The sequence below is a fragment of the Pseudomonas mandelii genome (assembly GCF_024138395.1).
In the GTDB taxonomy this organism is placed as follows: Bacteria; Pseudomonadota; Gammaproteobacteria; order Pseudomonadales; family Pseudomonadaceae; genus Aquipseudomonas; species Aquipseudomonas mandelii_E.
The window spans coordinates 17,780-37,674 of sequence record NZ_JAMYDU010000011.1; the positions used below are offsets into that span (position 1 = coordinate 17,780).

Below are 19,895 nucleotides of genomic sequence, written 5' to 3' on the forward strand. Positions count from 1 at the left end.
CACTGTCATGCAGGTCGGTTACATCAGTAGCTACCCAGGACCGCACGACGGAAGCGTGCAAAAACGCGACATTTTTTGTTGATCTCAAGCTCCTCACGCCCTAAAGTTCGCGCCGAACGTCCATGCTGGAAACGATCCATCCGGCTCAAGTACTGACGACGAGACAGCAAGGCCAAGGGAAAGCACCGCCTCCCGTGGCCTTTTTGCTTTCGGCGACATGCCTTGGGAAGTAGGCGAACCAAAGTGGGGATACGGAGGGCGTTCATTTGCACCCATTGATTACTAACGTTTGCCAGTAGGAGTTCCCAGCATGTCGATCAACGTCGAAGACTATTTCGCGCGCGATACCTTCCAGAAAATGAAGGCTTTCGCCGACAAACAAGAAACCCCGTTCGTGGTGATCGACACCGCGATGATCAGCCAGGCCTATGACGACCTGCGCGCCGGTTTCGAATTCGCCAAAGTCTACTACGCAGTCAAAGCCAACCCGGCCGTTGAAATCATCGACCTGCTCAAAGAGAAAGGCTCGAACTTCGACATCGCCTCGATCTACGAGCTCGACAAAGTGATGAACCAGGGCGTCGGCCCGGATCGCATCAGCTACGGCAACACCATCAAGAAATCCAAAGACATTCGCTACTTCTACGACAAGGGCGTGCGTCTGTACGCCACCGACTCCGAAGCCGACCTGCGCAACATCGCCAAGGCTGCACCGGGTTCGAAAGTCTATGTGCGCATCCTGACTGAAGGCTCGACCACCGCCGACTGGCCACTGTCGCGTAAATTCGGCTGCCAGACCGACATGGCCATGGACCTGCTGATCCTCGCTCGCGACCTGGGCCTGGTGCCGTACGGCATCTCGTTCCACGTTGGTTCGCAGCAGCGCGACATCAGCGTCTGGGACGCGGCGATCGCCAAGGTCAAAGTGATCTTCGAGCGTCTGAAAGAAGAAGACGGCATCCACCTGAAGCTGATCAACATGGGCGGCGGCTTTCCGGCCAACTACATCACCCGCACCAACAGCCTGGAAACCTACGCCGAAGAAATCATCCGCTTCCTCAAGGAAGACTTCGGCGACGAGCTGCCGGAAATCATCCTGGAACCAGGCCGTTCGCTGATCGCCAACGCCGGCATTCTGGTCAGTGAAGTGGTGCTGGTGGCGCGCAAATCCCGTACCGCCGTCGAGCGATGGGTGTACACGGATGTGGGCAAGTTCTCCGGCCTGATCGAAACCATGGACGAAGCCATCAAGTTCCCGATCTGGACCGAGAAGAAAGGCGAGATGGAAGAAGTGGTCATTGCCGGTCCAACCTGCGACAGCGCTGACATCATGTACGAAAACTACAAGTACGGCCTGCCGCTGAACCTGGCGATCGGTGACCGTTTGTACTGGTTGTCGACCGGTGCGTACACCACGAGCTATAGCGCAGTTGAATTCAATGGCTTCCCGCCGCTGAAATCGTTCTACGTGTAAGCGCTACTCGTGTTCAGCTGATCGTTCCCACGCTCTGCGTGGGAATGCCTCAATGGACGCGCAGCAATCGCTTCGGCAGGGACGCGGAGCGTCCCGGGCTGCATTCCCACGCAGAGCGTGGGAACGATCTACGCCTCAGGAAACACGCATTTTCCCCCGGTCCAGATCGGCACAGCGTTGCGTGTAGTCTTCGGCCAACTTACGAATTTGCGGATTCACCGCGTTCAACAGCGCCTTGCTTGCCACCCGCAAAAAATTCAGATTCCCGCCATCCAGTGCCTTGTGCAGCCAACCCAGCGCCTCGTCGATGCTCCCTTCATCTGCCAACACCGCTGCATAACTGAACTGCCCACGAAAATCCCCCCCGACCGCCGAACGTCGATACCAGTCACGGGCAGCTTGCGGGTCAGCCAGGCAAACCCGCCCCTCTTCCAGATAACGCCCCAGCAGGTTCATCGACTTTGCATGGCCCAGTTCAGCGGCGCGGCGATAAAGGCTCAGCGCTTGCACCTGATCCTCGATCACGCCACGACCAGTGGCCAGCAGATTGGCGTAGTTGTACATCGCCCAATCCAGCCCCGCTTCCGCTGCGATCCGGTAATGCCGCGCAGCCACCGAAGCATCGGCAGTGCAGCCCCAACCATGCTCATGGCATCGCCCCAGCATGTTGCGCGCCATCAAATGCCCTTGTCGGGCAGCAATGTCGAACCAGCACACCGCCAGCGGCTGATCCTGCTCAATGCCTCGCCCGTCCAGCAGGATCTGCCCGAGTAACGCCTGAGCATCGAGCACGCCTTCACGCGCGGCGATCAGGATCGCCTGAGCCGCTCGCGCCGGGCTTTCTTCGAGCATCGACTTGAGGCGGTCGCCGTCGAGGATTTCCTCGCGGCGTAACCGAAAATCCGTCACTTACACCTCGACCCAGCGACGCAACAGGTTGTGATAAGTGCCGGTCAGGCGGATCAATGAAGGGTGGTCGGGCATGTCCTGGGTCAGTTGCTGAATCGCCCCGTCCATCTCGAACAGCAAGGCGCGCTGGCTGTCTTCCCGCACCAGGCTTTGCGTCCAGAAAAACGAGGCGTAACGAGTGCCACGCGTAACGGCGTTGACCTTGTGCAGGCTGGTGCCCGGATACAGGACCATGTCACCGGCCGGCAACTTCACGCGCTGGGTACCGAAGGTGTCCTGGATTTCCAGTTCGCCACCGTCGTAGTCCTCCGGTTCACTGAAAAACAGCGTCGCCGACAGGTCGGTGCGCACTCGCTCGATGCTGCCCTTGGGCTGACGCACGGCGTTGTCGATGTGAAAATCGAAACTGCCGCCGGCCGTGTAACAGTTCAGTAACGGAGGGAAGACCTTATGCGGTAATGCCGCCGACATGAACTGTGGATTTTTCCACAACCGTTCTAGCATCGCCGCGCCGATTTCCTTGGCCAACGGATGCCCTTCCGGCAGTTGCAGATTGTGCTTGGCCTTGGCCGACTGGTAACCGGCGGTGATTTTGCCATCGGCCCAATCTGCCTGCGTCAGGGCCTCGCGAATGCGCTGCACTTCTTCTTTCGCGAACACGCCGGGAATGTGCAGCAACATGGAAAGACACCTGAGGGCAAAGGAGCGCCAATGGTATTGATTCTTATTGCCTGTGTAAAACCCGTGCGACGAATGAAACGGCAAAAACCGTAAAGGCAAATTGTAAAGAATGTAAATTAATCGCGAATAGCAACATTTCGCAATTGATACAAATACGTGTTTACCCTATATTCCGCGGCCTCAAATCCTTGGGGAGGGGAATTCACATGTCACGCCAACAACTACAATTAACGGTCGGTTCACCGCGTTTGCTCGCGTCTGCAATTGGCGTGGCGATCACTGCCAGCTCTGCGGGCCATATGGTTTTCGCAGCCGAGAAGAGTGACGAAAAAGCACCGAACAATGCGATTTCCCTGGACGCGACCAGCGTTGTGGGCGAGCAGAATGACACCTCCTACAAGACCGATACTTCGGCGTCCAAGAAGTACACCGCGCCACTGCGCGAGACGCCGAAAAGCGTCACCGTGATCCCTCAACAAGTGATTCGCGACACCGGCGCCACCAGCCTGGTCGACGCCCTGCGCACCACTCCGGGCATCACTTTCGGTGCCGGCGAGGGCGGCAACCCGGCGGGCGATCGTCCGATCATTCGCGGCTTCAACGCCGAAAGCGACACGTTTGTCGATGGCATGCGCGACCCGGCGTCCCAGAGCCGCGAGATTTTCAACGTTGAATCGATCGAAGTCAGCAAGGGCCCGGGCTCAGCCTTCACCGGCGCCGGTTCCACCGGTGGCAGCCTGAACCTGGTGAGCAAGACCCCCAAGCTGGGCAATGCCTACAACGGCGGCTTCACTTGGGGCTCGGACCAGACCAAGCGCACCACCCTCGATCTGAACCAGCAGATGACCGACACCTCAGCCTTGCGCTTGAACCTGATGAAGCACGAAGCCAACGTCGCCGGCCGTGATACCGTGGACGTCAGTCGCTGGGGTGTGGCGCCGTCCTTCGCCTTCGGCCTGGGCACCGACACCCGCTTGACCGTCGGCTACTATCACGTCGAGACCGACGACATGCCCGACTACGGCATCCCGTTGACCTTGAGCCCCAACCGCAGCAAGTACAACGTCGACAAGCCGGCCAACGTTGACCGCGACAATTTCTACGGCCTCACCGATCGCGACTATCGCCAGACCACCAATGACAGCGGCACCCTCAAGATCGAGCACGATCTGAATGAAGACCTGACTGTGTCCAACAGCTTCCGCATGTCCCGCTCGACCCTGGACTACATCGTCACCAACCCGGACGACAGCAAGGGCAACGTGGTCAATGGCAACGTGTATCGGGGTGCCAAGAGCCGTAACTCGACGTCCAGCGGCTGGATCAACCAGACCGACCTGAGCGCCAAGTTCAACACCGGATCCATTGAGCACAGCCTGGTGACCGGCCTGGAGTTTTCCTATCAGGACACCCACAACCGTCCGTACATCCTGACCTCCACCGCCAGCGGCACCCGCTGCAACCGCCCCCTGTTCAACTCCGGCGACTGCACCAGTCTGTACAACCCGACACCTGGGGATAACTGGAACGGCAGGATCACCGACAGCGCCGCGTTCACTGACACCAACACCAAAACCGCCGCGGCCTACGCGTTCGACACCCTGAAGTTCAACGAGCAATGGTCCCTGAACCTGGGCCTGCGTTATGACAACTACGAGGTCGAATCCAGCGGCTTCGCCAACGCTAGCAGCACAGCTCCAGCGGGCAGTTTCTCCCGTCAGAACACCAGCGACTTGGTGAACTACCAAATCGGCGTGGTCTACAACCCGTTGCCTAACGGCAGCATCTACGCGGCTTACTCGACCTCCAGCAACCCGGCCGGCGAAACCAGCGGCAACGGTGGCCTGGAATTGGCCGCGAACAACAGCAGTCTGGACCCGGAAAAGAACCGCAACTACGAAATCGGCACCAAGTGGGACTTCTTCGGCGACGACCTGTCGCTGACCGCCGCGCTGTTCCGCACCGAGAAAACCAACGCGCGGATCAACGATCCTGACGGCGGCACCACGCAAGTGCTGGACGGCGAACAGCAAGTCAATGGCCTGGAACTGAGCTACGCCGGCAAGCTGACGCGTAATTGGAGAGTCTTCGGCGGCTACACCTACATGGACAGCGAAGTGGTCAAGACCACCCTCGCCGCCGATGAAGGCAACCACATGCCAAGCACTCCACAGAACAACTTCACGTTCTGGTCGACTTACGATCTGGTACCGGACAAGTTGACCGTCGGTGCTGGTGCGACCTACGTCGATTCCCAGTTCGGCAACGTCGCCAACTCGGTGGAGATCCCGTCTTACTGGCGTTACGACGCGATGGCCAGCTACCGTCTGACCAAGAACGTCGACCTGCAACTCAACGTACAGAACCTGACCGACGAGCGTTACTTCGACCAGATACTCCAGAACCACTACGCCCACGTGGCAGCGGGCCGTACTGCCTTGCTGAGTGCCAACTTCCACTTCTGATCCTGTGGGAGCGAGCCTGCTCGCGAAACGGTGTCTGTCGCACTTTATCTGTGTGGCTGACATAGCCTTCGCGAGCAGGCTCGCTCCCTCACTAGAGTGGTGGGAGAAACGCCCTGGCCCCGTTCATCGAAGTGAACGGGGCTTTTGTGTGTAAAAAAGAATGCTTCTCGACAACTCACGGCATAATACGCGCCGTGACGATGACTTTTGAACGAACAAGGCGAGCGACGTGTTGAAGAAATCCCTGTTCCAGTTGCACTGGTTTTTCGGCATCAGCGCCGGACTGGTCCTGGCCCTGATGGGCATCACCGGGGCGGCGGTATCGTTCCAGGATGAAATCCTGCGGGCGTTGAACCCCTCTGTGCTGCACGTCGAGAAGCAGATTGCCGGCGTACTGCCACCTGCCGAGCTGGTAGAGAAAATCGAAGGTGCTTCGGGCAAGAAAGTCTCGATGCTCTGGGTCGAGACCGACAGCGGCAACGCCGCGCGGGTGATCTTCACGGCGCCCCCCGGTGAACGTCGCGGGCCGATGCGCTATTTCGACCCATACACCGGCGAGTTCATGGGCGATGTCACGGGCCAGGATTTCTTTGGCCTGATGTTGCAACTGCACCGGTTCCTGGCCATGGGCGACATCGGCCGACAGATCACCGGCGCCTGTACGCTGATTCTGCTGTTTTTCTGTCTGTCCGGCCTGTATATGCGCTGGCCGCGTCAGTGGAAAAACTGGCGCGCCTGGCTGACCCTGGACTGGAATAAAAAGGGTCGCAGCTTCAACTGGGATTTGCACTCGGTGGCCGGTACCTGGTGCCTGGTGTTCTATCTTTTGGCGGCGTTGACCGGGCTGACCTGGTCGTACGAGTGGTACAACAAGGGCCTGACGCGGCTGCTTTCCGATTCGCCGCAGAACGAACGAGTGCGCAGTGGTCGCGGTCCTGCGCCGAGCGGCCCGGCCCCCACCGCCGATTACGCGGCGATATGGAGCAGCATCTATAGCGTCGCCGGCCCTGGGCTTTCGTCCTACAACGTGCGTATGCCGCCCGTGGCCGGACAACCGGCAACCGTGTTCTATCTGCTGAAGAACTCACCCCACGACATGGCACGGAACCAGCTCACCCTCGATCCGGCGACCGGCATCGTCAGCCGTCATGACCGCTACAGCGACAAGAGCTTCAAGGCGCAGCTGTTGACCAGTGTCTACGCGCTGCACGTCGGCAGTTATTTCGGGATTATCGGGCGGATTATGGTGACGATTGCCGCACTGGCCATGCCGCTGTTTTTCATCACTGGCTGGTTGCTGTACCTGGACCGTCGACGCAAGAAACGTCAGATCAAGGACGCCCGCAAAGGCCTTGCGCAACCGGGCAGTGATGCGCCGGCATGGCTGATCGGCTTCGCCAGTCAGAGCGGGTTCGCCGAGCAACTCGCCTGGCAGACCGCCGGGCAGTTGCAGGCCGCCGGGTTGCCGGTGAAGGTTCAACCGTTGGCCAATGTCAGTGAACAGGACCTGCAGGATTCCAGCAACGCCCTGTTTGTGGTCAGCACCTTCGGCGACGGTGAAGCGCCGGACAGCGCCCGAGGATTCGAACGCAAAGTGCTGGGTCGTGCGTTGAGTTTCGACAGCCTGAACTATGCCGTGCTTGGCCTCGGTGACCGCCAGTATCAACACTTCTGCGGCTTCGCCCGCCGCTTGCACACCTGGCTGGGCGAGCACGGCGGCAAGACCTTGTTCGCCCCGGTGGAAGTCGACAGCGGCGACCCTTACGCCCTACGTCACTGGCAACAGCAACTCGGCCTGCTGACGGGCCAGGCACCGGTGGATACCTGGCAAGCGCCAAGCTACGACAACTGGACCCTGACCCGCCGCGAATTGATGAACCCGGGCAGCAGCGGTTCGCCCGTGTATTTGCTCGGCCTTAGCGCCCCCACTACCAGCAGCTGGCTGGCCGGTGATCTGGTGGAAGTGCTGCCGCGCAATTGTCCGTGGGCCATCGAGCATTTCCTCGACGGCCTGGGGATTGACGGTCGGGCCACGGTTGAGTTCGATGGTCTGTCGCAAACGCTGGAACAAGCCCTCGCCAGCCGCCAACTGCCCGAGAACCGCGCCCATCTGGTCGGCCTGCACGCGCAAGCACTGGCGGACGCCCTGGTGCCGTTGGCCATGCGCGAATACTCCATCGCCTCGATCGCCGCCGACGGCGTGCTGGAATTGATCGTGCGTCAGGAATTGCATGCCGACGGCAGCGTGGGCGTCGGTTCCGGCTGGTTGACCGAACATGCTCCCGTGGGTAGCAGCATCAGCCTGAGGGTACGACGCAACAGTGGTTTTCACCTACCGAACGAACCAGTGCCGATGATTCTGCTGGGCAACGGCACCGGGCTGGCCGGGTTGCGCAGTTTGCTCAAGGCACGGATTGCCGACGGGCAGCAGCGGCAGTGGTTGTTGTTTGGCGAGCGTAATCGCGAGCATGACTACCTGTGCCGCAATGAGCTGGAAGAATGGTTGATTAACGGCGATCTGGCGCGTCTGGATCTGGCGTTTTCCCGAGATCAGGCCGAGAAAATCTATGTTCAGGATCGCCTGCGCGAGTCAGCCGAGGAGTTGAAAAAGTGGCTGGCCGATGGCGCCGTGATTTACATCTGCGGCAGTTTGCAGGGGATGGCTTCAGGGGTGGACCACGCGCTCAACGAATTGCTCGGCATTGAAGAGGTCGACCGCCTGATCGAACAAGGCCGCTACCGCCGCGACGTCTACTGACACCATCGATCCCCTGTCTGATCGTTCCCACGCTCTGCGTGGGAATGCAGCCCGGGACGCTCCGCGTCCCTTTCAAGCCGAACGCGGAGCGTCCATTGAGGCATTCCTTTGCTGCGCGTGGGAACGATCGTGCAGCCCTCACACCGGCTGCAACTTGCGCTCAAACACCCCCACCCCATCCAGATCCCGCAACACCACACTCATCTCCCCCGTCTGCCCATCGATATTCACCTCGCCAAAAAACTGAAACCCGGCAAACGGCGAGGTGTTCTGCGCCTGTGGTGCCTTCTGGAACACCACTTCGGGGCCGAAGGTTTTATCCAGCGTATTCGGCCCGAAGCTCCCCGCATTCAGCGGCCCCGCGACAAACTCCCAGAACGGTTCGAAGTCCTGAAACGCGGCGCGGTCGGGGTGGTAATGGTGCGCTGCGCAGTAATGCACATCCGCCGTGAGGAAGACGAAATTACGCACCTGCTGCGCCCGCAGAAAACCGAGCAATTCAGCGATTTCCACTTCACGGCCCTGAGCCGGGCCTGAATTACCATTGGCCACCGCTTCCCAACGCGCCACACCGGGGCTGACTTCGCCATCGGGCACGCCGAGGCCGATGGGCATGTCGGCGGCAATGACTTTCCATTGGGCTTGGGAGCCTTTCAATTCACGTTTGAGCCAATCCAATTGTTCGCGACCGAGAAACGCTTTGGCAGCACCCAGGTTGTCGTCATTGGCTTGGCGATAACTGCGCATGTCGAGCACGAATACATCCAGCATCGGCCCATAACTCAGCTTGCGATAAATCCGCCCGCCGTCATCGGCACTCTGCAAACGCATCGGCGCATATTCCAGCCAGGCCTGGCGTGCGCGGCCCACCAGGCTGTGGATATCTTTGCTCTTGTAGCGCTCATCCAGTTGCTTGCCCGGCGACCAGTTGTTCACCACTTCGTGGTCGTCCCATTGCCAGATCTGCGGCACTTCGGCGTTGAAACGGCGGATGTTTTCGTCCATCAGGTTGTACCGATAATTGCCGCGATAGTCGTCGAGGGTTTCGGCGACTTTGCTCTTGGCTTCGCTGGTGATGTTGCGCCACACCCGGCCGCTCTTTGTTGTGAGCTGCGCAGGTACGGGACCGTCGGCGTAGATGGTGTCGCCGCTATGGATAAAAAAGTCCGGCAGGCGCAGACGCATGGCTTCGTAGATGCGCATGCCGCCGATGTCCGGGTTGATGCCGAAGCCCTGGCCGACCGTGTCGCCACTCCAGACGAACCGAATATCCCGCCGCGTTGTTGGCACACTGCGCAGATGACCGAACCAGGGTTCACTGGCGACACCGCTCTGGGCGTCTTCGAACGTCACGCGGTAGAAAATCGCCTGATCGGCGGGTAGGCCAGTGAGCTCGACTCGGGCAGTGAAATCGGAGCGGGCATCGGCCAATGGCGAGACGAATCGACGAGGGTTACTGAACAGGCTGCGCGTGTCCCATTCCACCACCATCCGCGCCGCACGGTCGCTACGGCTCCAGATCATTGCCCGGTCGCCCAGCAGGTCGCCGGACTGCACGCCATCGGTGAGTTGCGGCCGATCCTTGACCGAAGCAATCACCGCCGGCGCCAGGCCAGGCATCAACAGCCCGGCCCCGACGGCTTGCATGACACGACGGCGGCCGAGGTCGAATTCGCTCATGGTGTTCTCCCTGAAAAAGGAAAACTTAAGCATGGCCGTGTGAATCAGGCATGACAGATCCTTTGTAGGAGCGAGGCTTGCCCGCGAAGAGGCCATAACATTCAATATCAATGTTGAATGAAAAAACGCCTTCGCGGGCAAGCCTCGCTCCTACAGGGATTCGTATCAGGCCTTGGCCGGCTCCAGCGCCAACTCCACCGTCTCAGGCCGCTTGAGCACCGAATACGTCACCGCCGTCAGCAAACTCCCGGCGACGATCGCCAGCAGATACAACAGCGCATGGTTGATCGCATTCGGAATCAGCATCACGAACAAACCGCCGTGCGGTGCCATGAGTTTGCAGCCGAAATACATCGACAACGCGCCGGTCAGCGCGCCGCCGGCGATGCTCGCCGGAATCACCCGCAGCGGGTCTTTCGCCGCAAACGGAATCGCCCCTTCAGAGATAAAGCACAGCCCCAGCACCAGCGCCGCTTTACCGGCCTCGCGTTCAGTCTGGGCGAACTTGCGCCGGGCGATGAACGTGGCGATGCCCAGGCCAATCGGCGGCACCATGCCGGCAGCCATGGTCGCGGCCATCGGTGCATAACTTTGTGACGCCAGCAGCCCCACCGAAAACGCGTAAGCCGCTTTGTTGATCGGCCCGCCGAGGTCGACGCACATCATGCCGCCCAGCAACACACCCAGCAGAATGGCGTTGGTGGTGCCCATGCTGTCGAGGAAATGCGTGAGCCCCGCGAGCATCCCGGCCACCGGTTTGCCGACCACATAAATCATCACCAGACCGGTGAACAGACTCGCCAGCAACGGAATGATCAGGATCGGTTTCAGTGCCTCAAGACTTTGCGGCAAACGCGCATAGCGATTGATCGCCTGGGCCGCATAACCGGCGATGAAACCGGCAATGATCCCGCCGATAAAACCGGCGCCCAGGGTACTCGCCAGCAAACCACCAATCATCCCCGGCGCCAGGCCCGGGCGGTCAGCGATCGAGTAGGCGATGTAGCCCGCAAGCAGCGGCACCATCAGTTTGAATGCGGTGTCGCCGCCGATCTGCATCAGCGCAGCCGCCAGCGTGCCTTCCTCCTTGAACGCAGTGATGCCGAACACGAAGGACAAGGCGATCATCAGACCGCCCGCGACCACCATCGGCAACATGTATGACACACCGGTCAGCAGGTGTTTGTAGATGCCGGTCTTCTCTTGCTTGGCCGGGCCTTTGGCGCCGGTCGAAGCGCTTTCCTGCTTGCCTTCGGCCAAGGCTTTGTTCAACGTCGCTTCGGCCTGTTTCAGCGCTATACCGGTGCCACAGCGGTAGATTTTCTTGCCGGCGAAACGCTCGGTGCCGACTTCGATGTCTGCCGCCAACAGCACCACATCGGCATCGGCAATCGCCTCTGCGCTGAGTGGATTGCGCGCGCCAACCGAGCCTTGGGTTTCCACTTGCAGGTCGTAGCCCAGACGCTTGGCCGCTTGCTGCAAGGCTTCGGCGGCCATGAAGGTGTGGGCGACGCCGGTCGGGCACGCGGTGACAGCCACCAGGCGTGGCGCATGTTTAACCACGGCAGCCGGCTCGGCGGCGGCTTCGGGCGCGACGTAAACCTCAGCCTCTTCTACGCCACGACGCAGCACCGCTTCGACATCCTGCAGGGCCTGGGCCGGGGTGCTCTGGAATACGCGTTTACCGACGAACCGCGACATATCCACCGGCGCGCTGGTGACCAGCAACACCCACTCGGCGGCTTCGATGGTCGCGGCCGACAATTGGCGTTCCGGATGGGCCGCATCAACGACTTCGACACTGGTGCTCCAGCCCTGACGCTGGGCCGCTGCATCGAGCAGACGAGCGCACAGCACACTGGTGACCATGCCGTTCGGGCAGGCCGTAACAATGGCTAACTTCATTGCAAACCCTCTTATTGTTCTGTCAGGGGGCGCAGGCGCACGCCCTGTTCGAAGTGCGCCAGTGGCGTGGCGTCACCGATACCGAAACCGATCTGGGTGACGGCCATGGCGGCAATCGCGGTGGCGGTGCGCAAGGTTTGTTCGGGCGTATCGGCACTGAGCAATCCGTGCAGCATGCCCGCCAGCAACGAATCCCCCGCACCGACTGTGCTGATCACGCTGACCTTGGGCGGAGTGGCGTGCATGGCCGAACCGACACTGAACCAGTTCACCCCTTCGGCACCGTCGGAAATCACCACGTGCTCGATGCCTTGTGCATGCAAGCGGCTCGCTGCCTCAGCTTGGGCGCCCACGGAAACCACCTCGCAACCCAGCGCTTGCGCCAATTCTTCGGTGTTGGGTTTGATCAGCCATGGGCCGGCCGCCAGACCTGCGCGCAAGGCTTCACCGCTGGTGTCGAGCGCCACTTTCAAACCGCGTTTTTTCAAGCGCTGGATCAACTCCCGCAGCCACTGAGGATTCACGCCACGGGGCAAACTACCGGCCACGACGACCGCGTCATGCCCGGGAGCAATCTGGTCGAGACGATCGAGCAAGGCCTGCTGCGCCGCTTCACTGACCCTCGGCCCCGGACCGTTGATGTCGGTGATGCGCCCATCGCTTTCCGCCAGTTTGATGTTGCTGCGGGTCTCGCCGGGGACACGGACAAACGCATCGGTAAAACCGCGTTTGGCGAACAGGGTTTCGAACGCCTGAAGATTATCTTCCCCGAGAAAACCGCTGACGGTCACCTGATGCCCGAGGTCGGCCAGCACCTGCGCCACGTTCACGCCTTTGCCGGCGGCGTGGGTGTGCATTTCGTCACTGCGATTGACCTGACCGGGTGCAAGCAGCGGCAACTGAACGGTGAGGTCCAGCGCCGGGTTAAGGGTCAGGGTTAAGATTTTGGCCATTACAGGGCCTCCACTAATGCACGAACTTCGTTCGCACTGCCCAGGGCCAGGGCCTGTTGGGCAAGGGTTTGAGTCTGGGTCAGGCTGAGTTCACGAATGCGCGCCTTGACCTCGGCAATGCTGCGGCCCGACACGCTCAACTCATCCACACCCAGGCCCACCAGCACCGGCACTGCCAGCGGATCGGCCGCCAGTTCACCGCACACGCCGACCCACTTGCCATGAGCATGAGCCGCACGCACGGTGATGTCGATCAGTTGCAGCACCGCCGGATGCAAGCCGTCAGCCTGGGCCGACAAGGTCGGATGACCACGGTCGATGGCCAGGGTGTATTGCGTCAGGTCGTTGGTGCCAACGCTGAAGAAATCCACTTCCTTGGCCAGCACCGGCGCCAGCAAAGCGGCCGACGGCACTTCGATCATGATCCCCAGTTGCAGGTCCGCAACCGGGATTTCCAGGCGCAAACGTTCAGTCATGTCCCGAGCCTGACGCCACTCATCGACGCTGCCGACCATCGGGAACATGATCCGCAATGGACGGTTGTCCGCCGCTCGCAGCAAGGCGCGCAACTGCGCTTCCATGACCTGCGGACGTTGCAGGGTCAGGCGAATGCCACGCACGCCGAGAAATGGGTTTTCTTCTTTCGCGATCGGCCAGTACGGCAGCGGTTTGTCACCACCGACGTCGAGGGTGCGCACCACCAGCGGTCGGCCGGCCAGGCCATCGAGCACACGACGGTATTCGACTTCCTGAGTCGCCTCGTCCGGCGCTTGCGAGTGGGCCATGAAAATCAGTTCAGTGCGCAGCAGACCAATGCCTTCGGCGCCCTGCTCCACCGCGCTGGTGACACCGGCGCTTTCGCCGATGTTGGCGAACACTTCCACCGCGTGGCCATCGGTGGTCAGCGCCGGTTGATGGCGTTGTTCGGCAGCGGCTTTCAAGCGCAGTTCGCGGGTGTCGCGTTCTTCGGTGGCGCGCTGCAAGGTTGCCGCATCGGCGTCCACATGCAGGCGACCGCGTTGACCATCGATCAACAGCGGCGTGCCCGGTTTCAGCAACAACACGGCAGCACCAGCGCCCACCAGCGCTGGAATACCAAGGGCACGCGCGACGATGGCGCTGTGGGCCGTGGCGCCACCGCGAGCGGTGAGAATGCCGGCGACGCGCGCCGGATCAAGGCGTGCCACGTCGGACGGGCCGACTTCGTCCATCACCAGAATGTACGGCTGCTCTGGTTCGGCCGGCGTTTCGACGCCACTCAATTGCGCCAGCACCCGACGGCCAATGTCGCGCAAGTCGGCGGCACGTTCGGCGAGCAAGGCGTCCTGCAGCGACTCCTGTTGTTTGGCGGCCGCTTCAATCACCGCCATCCACGCCGCTTCGGCGCTTTCGCCTTGCTTGAGACGGGTGTCGACTTCGTCGGTCAGTTCCGGGTCGTCGAGCATTTCCTGATGGGTGATGAAAATCTCGCGAATCGCCTTGGACTTGCTGCGCTCGATCAGACCTTCGATGTCGCGACGCACATCCGCCAACGCTTGCTTGAGGCGTTCGCGCTCGATCGCGGCGGACTCACCACGCAGCGGGTAATCGATGACTTGCAGCACTTGAATATGCGCCGGGCCGATGGCGATCCCAGGGGCTGCAGCAATCGCCTGAATCAAACTGCCGGAGGCCGGTGCAAGCAGCACTTCGGCGACATCGGCGATGACTTCACGCTGTTGGCTCACTGCCGGCAGCGGCTCGATTTCTTCACCGAGGCCTTCTTCGATGGCCGCCAGCAAGGCCGGCAAGGCATCGGCGGCGATGGTCGGTTCGGCGATGAATTCCAGCACCTGACCGCGACGGGCGCCCAAGCTGAGCAGTTTGCTCAAGCTCTTCACCGACACCGCGCTGTCGTGGCCATCGACGATGCGCACGCGGATTTCGCCTTCAAAACTTTTCGCCAATTGCGCGAGGATCTTCGCCGGGCGTGCATGCAAACCGTGGGCGTTGGCCAAGGCAATGCGTGCGCTCGGCCAATCCGCCGGCACTTCACCGCCGAGGACTTCCAGCACGGCGCGGCTGCTGGTGGCACGGCCCAATTCATGACCACGGCCTTCGATCAGCAACGCGCAAAGGCGTTCGAGCAGCGCTTGATGGGCTTCACCGAGGCTGGCCAGGCAGAACAGCCCGCTCAACGGCTGACCGAGGTAGCGCATGGGTTTGTCCGGGGTCACGAACGCCAGGCCCGGACGCTTCACCGTTTGTTCGCTGTGCAGCCACCACAGGCCATCGCCCAGCGGCAGCGCTTCGACCTGCTGCAAGACGCCGGCAAAACCGTTGCTCACGCAATCGGCCTGACGCAGCAAGCGGGCACCGCGCCAGACCAGTTCTTCGAAGTCATCGGCGGAAACACCGAGGCCGATCATCTGTGCGTCCAGCGCCAATTCTTGCGGCGCGCCTTGCAGCAGTTTCAGCAAGGCTTCGGCGGAACTGGCTCGGCGCAGGGCCTGGCCCAGATCGGTTTCACCGAGGGCGCGGGTCAGCAGTTGCAGCAGGCGCAAGTGTTCATCGGATTTGGCGGCGATACCAATCGCCAGATAAACGATCTGGCCGTCGCCCCAGTCCACACCGTCCGGGAACTGCATCAGCCGCACGCCAGTGGCGAACACCTGATCACGGGTTTCAGGGGTGCCGTGGGGGATGGCAATACCTTGCCCGAGAAAGGTCGAACCCTGGGCTTCCCGGGCCTGCAAGCCCGCAAGGTAACCGTCGGCCACCAGGCCATCGGTCACGAGTCGGTCAGCGAGTAATTGCAAGGCGCTGGCTTTATCCACAGCCGACTGGCCCATGGATATCTGCTCTATGGTGAGCTCGAGCATGCTTTCTCCTTTTTGGCGCCGTGTGACGCCAGGTATTGTTTTGATTGATTCAGCTTAGGCCCTTGGGAGCGCCTTTTCAGGGGCAGTTTTGGCGGTTTCGCGGCAGAACCGACCAAAGCGACCTATAACGTAGAAAATACGCCTGCTGAAACGTTTAATCTAGAATGTTAGGCACGTTACTCGATAATGTCTCATCCTTGAAGTCCAATTGTCGGATGTGCTGCGACAATGGTCGCCTGCCGAATCGGGTAGGATTGGCGAAAATGTCGGGCAAGCTCGAATAAATAAGGAAAACCCGGGTTGAAACTCAGTGATATTGCACAGTTGGCCGGCGTCTCCGTGACTACTGCCAGTTATGTCATCAACGGCAAGGCTGAACAGCAACGTATCAGCAGCGCCACCGTCGAGCGCGTGCGGGCGGTGGTCAAACAACATGGCTTCACTCCCAACCCTCAGGCCGCCGGGCTGCGCAGTCGGCACACCCGCACCTTGGGGTTCATTCTGCCGGACCTGGAAAACCCCAGTTACGCGCGAATCGCCAAATTGCTGGAACAAGGCGCCCGGGCTCGCGGCTATCAACTGCTGATCGCCAGCTCCGATGATGCGCCGGACAGCGAACGGCAATTGCTGCAACTGTTCCGCGCCCGCCGCTGCGATGCGCTGATCGTCGCCAGTTGCCTGCCGGCCGGTGATGACAGCTACCGTCAGTTGCAGGCCAAAGGCATTCCGATCATCGCCATCGACCGGGTGATGGAGCCTGAGCACTTTTGCTCGGTGATCAGTGATGATCGCGAAGCCAGTCTGCAGCTTACCCGCAGCCTGCTGGACCCATTGCCCAAGCAGATCGCGCTGATCGGTGCCCGTCCCGAATTGAGTATCAGCCAGGAACGGGCGGCAGGTTTCAAGGAAGCGCTGAACGGCTTCGAAGGCGAGGCGCTGATCGAGCACGGCGAGTCGTTCAGCCGTGAGTGCGGCAAACAATTGATGGAGGAATTGCTTCAGCGCCTGGGCCATTTGCCGGATGCGCTGGTGACGACATCCTACGTGCTGCTTCAGGGCGTGTTCGATGCCTTGCATGACTTCCCGCTGAAAACCCGCCCGCTACGTCTGGGCACTTTCGGTGATACGCAGTTGCTGGATTTCCTGCCGCTGCCGGTCAACGCCATGTCCCAGCAGCATCAGTTGATCGCCGACAAGGCACTGCAACTGGCGCTGGCGGCCATTGAACAGGCCGATTACCAACCCGGCGTGCAGGCCATCGCGCGGACCTTCAAGCAGCGAATTCATCAGGACTGAGCCGTGGAACTGATCGACACCCACACTCATCTGGATTTCCCGGATTTCGACGTGGATCGTCAGGCACTGCTGGCCGAGAGTCGCGCCCTCGGCGTGCGGCGAATGGTGGTGTTGGGGGTTTATCAGGCCAATTGGCAGCGGGTCTGGGACTTGGTGCAAAGCGATCCCGATCTGCACGCGGCATTCGGTTTGCACCCGGTGTATCTGGATGACCATCGCCCTGAGGATTTGGCCGAACTGGGTGACTGGCTGACGCGTCTGGCGGGCCATCGGCAGTTATGCGCGGTGGGCGAGATCGGTCTGGATTACTTCATCGAAACCCTGGATCGTGAACGCCAGCAAGCGCTGTTCGACGCCCAATTGCAACTGGCGGCGGACTTCAATCTGCCGGCGCTGATTCATGTGCGACGCAGCCATGCGGCGGTGATTGCCACGCTCAAACGGTTTCGCTTGAAACGGGCGGGGATCATTCATGCTTTCGCCGGTAGCCAGGAAGAGGCCCGCGAATACATCAAGCTGGGTTTCAAACTCGGCCTCGGCGGCGCCGCGACCTGGCCGCAGGCCCTGCGCATGCACCGGGTGCTCGCTGGTTTGCCCGTGGAATCGGTGGTGCTGGAAACCGACTCACCGGACATGGCGCCCGCCATGTTTCCCGGTCAGCGTAATAGCCCGGCTCATTTGCCGGCGATCTGCGAGGCATTGGCCGCCATCATGGCAATCAGCCCCGAACGATTGGCTGCTGCCAGCACTGCAAATGCGTGTGAGTTGTTCAACTGGTAGTAGTCGGACCCTGTGGGAGCGAGCTTGCTCGCGATAGCGGTCTAACAGGCAACATCTCTGTTGAATGTAACGCCGTCATCGCGAGCAAGCTCGCTCCCACAGGTAATCCGGTTCGTGGCATCAAACCCGGAACGCGCTGATCAATTGCTTGAGCTCCACCACCTGCGCCGACAACGCTCGGCTGGCATTTTCAGTCTGGTGCGCGCCGTCGGCGGTGCGCTCACCGGCGCGGTTGATCTCGACGATGTTCTGGTCGATGTCGTGGGCCACGGCGGTCTGCTGCTCTACCGCGGCGGCGATCTGCTGGTTCTGGTCGACGATCATGCCGACGGCGCCGAGGATGTTCTCCAGCGCTTGCTGAACCTTTTCCGACTGCCCGACCGTGCCATTGGCCATCTGATGGCTGGTGCCCATTGCCTTGACCGCCGCACCGACACCGCTGTGCAGCTTGGTGATCATCTGCTCGATTTCTTCGGTCGATTGCTGGGTGCGTTTGGCCAGGGTCCGGACCTCATCCGCCACCACCGCAAAACCACGGCCCTGTTCCCCCGCGCGCGCGGCTTCGATGGCCGCATTGAGCGCCAGCAAGTTTGTCTGTTCGGCAATGCTTTTGATCACTTCCAGCACACGACTGATGGATTGGCTGTCGCTGGCCAGTTGATTGATCACCCGCACCGACTGATCGATCTCACTGGCCAGTGCAGCGATGCTGCCCTGCTGGGACTCCACCAACCCGCGCCCGCTAATGGTCTCGTCGTTGACGCTGTGGGCACTGCTGACGGCCGCCGCGGCACTGCGCGCCACTTCCAGGGAAGTGGCTGACATCTGGTTCATCGCCGTGGCGACTTGCTCGATCTGCGTGCGCTGCCCCGCCACTGCCTGGTTGCTTTGGGCGGACACGTTTTCGACCTGGCCGGCCTGACGCTCGACCTCACTGACGGTCTGGCCCACGCGCTCGATCAGGTCATGGATTTTCTTCACGGTGCTGGTGAATACCTCGCCCAACTCGCCCAGTTCATCGCGGCTGTTGGCGCTGAAGGTCACGGTCATGTCCCCGGCCGCCACCTTGTCCATCACCGCGCCAAGACGCTTGAGGGTGGTGCGGGTCGAGGCGTAGAAACCTCCATAGAGGTAAAAAATCAACACAAACACCACCGACAATGCCACCGCCTGCAAGATCATGTGAGTGCGGTGCTGCTCCAACCGCTGCTGCAACTGGGTATCGAGAAATTTCAGGGTGGCTTCATTGAGTTGGTAAGTCTGGTCGATCAGGCCCGTGACCTGATCGTAAAAGGCCTGCCATGGTGCATCGAGGGTGTCAGCCATCACCACCTGTTCTTCGAACAGTTCACTGGCCTTTTTCAGGGAGGCCTTGCTGCTTTCGGCCTGAGCGGCCAGGGTTTCGTGCGCCGCTTTACTGGAGCCCAGCGCATCCTGCAATTTCAGACCGTATTCGGCCTGAAGCTTTTCGATCTGCGCCAGCAACTCATCGAAACGGGTGCTCGACGCCGAATTGAGAAAGCCCTGCCCCAACGAGTAAGAACCCATCGCCCGGCCGTCGCCGAGCGTCTGGGTCACGGCTGGCGTGACGTTGGTAATGAGCTCGCTCAGCTGACGCATGTCGCTCTGGCTGTCGCGACTCAGGCCGGCCTGACTGGCAATGATCTGGCTGAAAATCTGCGCGTTACCGAGCAACTTGCCGATCAGCGCACTTTTGCTTTGCAGGGAGGTTTCCGCTTGCTGAGCCTTGAACGCGGCGATCATTTCATCGCGCTTGCCATCGAAAAAGGTGATTTGCTCCGGGTCAGTGGTCATCGCCGCCAGCCCTTGTAAACGGGTCAGCACGCTTTGCTCCAAGGCACTGATATTCGATTCGACATTGCCTGCCTTGCCGGACTGGCCAAGGGTGACGTTGATCTGCACCAGGTTGTTCAGGGTTTCCAGATCCCGGCGCAAGTTCAGGCCGCTGCCCAGCAGGTCGAGGCTCTGCAGCTCGACCCGTGTGCCCTGGAATTCGCGATAGGAATCGCGCACCAGATAGAAGTTGGTCACCAGCATCGGCACGAGGAACAGCACGCTGATCAGACTGAACTTCATGCCGAAGCTCAGGCGGTTCATCAGCGCGACGGCGGG

The 19,895-nt window shown here is 60.8% G+C and carries 12 protein-coding genes and 1 pseudogene; 5 read left to right on the top strand and 8 right to left on the bottom strand.

The features are described from left to right. Positions 1–310 precede the first annotated feature (310 nt). Positions 311–1,474: a type III PLP-dependent enzyme gene (locus NHU87_RS17335; RefSeq protein ID WP_008067252.1), complete on the top strand. Its 1,164-nt coding sequence runs from the start codon at positions 311–313 to the stop codon at positions 1,472–1,474. 135 nt (positions 1,475–1,609) lie between these two features. Here the strand turns inward: NHU87_RS17335 and NHU87_RS17340 are convergent, their stop codons facing one another. Both NHU87_RS17340 and NHU87_RS17345 read right to left on the bottom strand, forming a co-directional pair. Continuing rightward, positions 1,610–2,326, bottom strand: coding sequence for a tetratricopeptide repeat protein (locus tag NHU87_RS17340; RefSeq protein ID WP_253551295.1), 717 nt, complete (start codon positions 2,324–2,326; stop codon positions 1,610–1,612). A 57-nt stretch (positions 2,327–2,383) separates the two neighbouring features. Continuing rightward, complete coding sequence (locus tag NHU87_RS17345; RefSeq protein WP_123721297.1) at positions 2,384–3,064, bottom strand: Fe2+-dependent dioxygenase; 681 nt, start codon at positions 3,062–3,064, stop codon at positions 2,384–2,386. Between the two features lie 206 nt (positions 3,065–3,270). Between NHU87_RS17345 and NHU87_RS17350 the strand changes: the two genes are divergently transcribed. Together NHU87_RS17350 and NHU87_RS17355 are read left to right on the top strand one after the other, a co-directional pair. Then, positions 3,271–5,529, top strand: coding sequence for a TonB-dependent receptor (locus NHU87_RS17350; protein WP_253551066.1), 2,259 nt, complete (start codon positions 3,271–3,273; stop codon positions 5,527–5,529). Between the two features lie 229 nt (positions 5,530–5,758). Continuing rightward, a complete protein-coding gene (locus NHU87_RS17355) occupies positions 5,759–8,287 on the top strand; it encodes a PepSY domain-containing protein (RefSeq protein ID WP_253551068.1) in 2,529 nt (842 codons plus the stop codon). Positions 8,288–8,425: 138 nt separating this feature from the next. Here the strand turns inward: NHU87_RS17355 and NHU87_RS17360 are convergent, their stop codons facing one another. The 4 genes from NHU87_RS17360 to ptsP form a co-directional block, all read right to left on the bottom strand. Then, positions 8,426–9,967 carry an alkaline phosphatase D family protein gene (locus NHU87_RS17360; protein WP_253551070.1) on the bottom strand — a complete coding sequence of 514 codons (1,542 nt, stop codon included), beginning with the start codon at positions 9,965–9,967 and terminating at the stop codon, positions 8,426–8,428. 165 nt (positions 9,968–10,132) lie between these two features. Beyond that, a complete protein-coding gene (locus tag NHU87_RS17365; protein WP_253551072.1) occupies positions 10,133–11,872 on the bottom strand; it encodes a PTS fructose-like transporter subunit IIB in 1,740 nt (579 codons plus the stop codon). An 11-nt stretch (positions 11,873–11,883) separates the two neighbouring features. Continuing rightward, positions 11,884–12,825: a 1-phosphofructokinase gene (pfkB, locus tag NHU87_RS17370; protein ID WP_253551074.1), complete on the bottom strand. Its 942-nt coding sequence runs from the start codon at positions 12,823–12,825 to the stop codon at positions 11,884–11,886. Beyond that, positions 12,825–15,686, bottom strand: a complete 2,862-nt coding sequence (gene ptsP, locus NHU87_RS17375; RefSeq protein ID WP_253551076.1) for a phosphoenolpyruvate--protein phosphotransferase — start codon at positions 15,684–15,686, stop codon at positions 12,825–12,827. The genes pfkB and ptsP overlap by 1 nt, the downstream gene beginning before the upstream one ends. 300 nt (positions 15,687–15,986) lie before the next feature. On the opposite strand from ptsP, the gene cra reads away from it, so the two are divergent. Both cra and NHU87_RS17385 read left to right on the top strand, forming a co-directional pair. Beyond that, the gene (cra, locus tag NHU87_RS17380; RefSeq protein WP_253551078.1) at positions 15,987–16,982 is read left to right on the top strand and encodes a catabolite repressor/activator; all 996 of its coding nucleotides are present in this window, start codon (positions 15,987–15,989) and stop codon (positions 16,980–16,982) included. A 3-nt stretch (positions 16,983–16,985) separates the two neighbouring features. Next, positions 16,986–17,762, top strand: coding sequence for a TatD family hydrolase (locus NHU87_RS17385; protein WP_253551080.1), 777 nt, complete (start codon positions 16,986–16,988; stop codon positions 17,760–17,762). 120 nt (positions 17,763–17,882) lie between these two features. Here the strand turns inward: NHU87_RS17385 and NHU87_RS28665 are convergent, their stop codons facing one another. Continuing rightward, a complete protein-coding gene (locus tag NHU87_RS28665; protein WP_437180836.1) occupies positions 17,883–18,812 on the bottom strand; it encodes a methyl-accepting chemotaxis protein in 930 nt (309 codons plus the stop codon). After that, positions 18,789–19,880 (bottom strand): annotated as a pseudogene (locus NHU87_RS28670) (methyl-accepting chemotaxis protein); the annotation flags it as partial. The gene NHU87_RS28665 and the pseudogene NHU87_RS28670, both read right to left, overlap by 24 nt. Positions 19,881–19,895 lie beyond the last annotated feature (15 nt).

Coding starts and splice junctions, on each gene's coding strand:
- NHU87_RS17335 (WP_008067252.1), top strand. CDS start 311: ATGTCGATCAACGTCGAAGACTATTTCGCGCGCGATACCTTCCAGAAA.
- NHU87_RS17340 (WP_253551295.1), bottom strand. CDS start 2,326: ATGCTCGAAGAAAGCCCGGCGCGAGCGGCTCAGGCGATCCTGATCGCC.
- NHU87_RS17345 (WP_123721297.1), bottom strand. CDS start 3,064: ATGTTGCTGCACATTCCCGGCGTGTTCGCGAAAGAAGAAGTGCAGCGC.
- NHU87_RS17350 (WP_253551066.1), top strand. CDS start 3,271: ATGTCACGCCAACAACTACAATTAACGGTCGGTTCACCGCGTTTGCTC.
- NHU87_RS17360 (WP_253551070.1), bottom strand. CDS start 9,967: ATGAGCGAATTCGACCTCGGCCGCCGTCGTGTCATGCAAGCCGTCGGG.
- NHU87_RS17365 (WP_253551072.1), bottom strand. CDS start 11,872: ATGAAGTTAGCCATTGTTACGGCCTGCCCGAACGGCATGGTCACCAGT.
- pfkB (WP_253551074.1), bottom strand. CDS start 12,825: ATGGCCAAAATCTTAACCCTGACCCTTAACCCGGCGCTGGACCTCACC.
- ptsP (WP_253551076.1), bottom strand. CDS start 15,686: ATGCTCGAGCTCACCATAGAGCAGATATCCATGGGCCAGTCGGCTGTG.
- NHU87_RS28665 (WP_437180836.1), bottom strand. CDS start 18,812: ATGACCGTGACCTTCAGCGCCAACAGCCGCGATGAACTGGGCGAGTTG.